The 429-nt window shown below is 52.0% G+C and carries 1 protein-coding gene; it reads left to right on the top strand.

The features are described from left to right. Positions 1–429 (top strand): hypothetical protein (locus tag BBH99_RS22485; protein WP_165601946.1); only part of this gene is annotated, 429 nt, incomplete at both ends.

The following is a 429-nucleotide window of genomic DNA, read 5'->3' as shown; positions in this document are numbered from 1 at the left end:
CTTCCCAAGTTCAAAGAGGTCATCGATGAGAATGGCACCGTCCATCTCAACCTTGATAAGTATGAAGAGGACCCCGCCATCGGCATATTGTGCCGCGAGATGTGTGATGACATCGTCATTTACGCATACCGCGTCCGCTCAATTGTCGAAGAGCGTCATCGTGTAGCTCAGGAGAAATCCAAGGCGAAGAAAGAAGTGATGCAGAAGGCGGTGGATGAAGACGTTGAGATGGAAGATGCCGACTCGCTCCAGAAGCAGGTCGACAAGCTTGTCAAGGCGTCTCTTGCCAAGAGCAAGGGCAAGAACACGGTGAGTAACCCATTTACTGGTGACCGTGCAGATCTCTCGCTCGACACTTACTTGCGCTTTACAGGGCAAGAAGAACGGCAAGGGGAAGGATACGAAGAAGAAGAAGTCGCCTTCCACCCC

It is taken from the genome of Chryseobacterium contaminans (genome assembly GCF_001684955.1).
Classification (GTDB): domain Bacteria; phylum Bacteroidota; class Bacteroidia; order Flavobacteriales; family Weeksellaceae; genus Chryseobacterium; species Chryseobacterium contaminans.
This window is presented reverse-complemented; position numbering and strand designations above follow the sequence as displayed.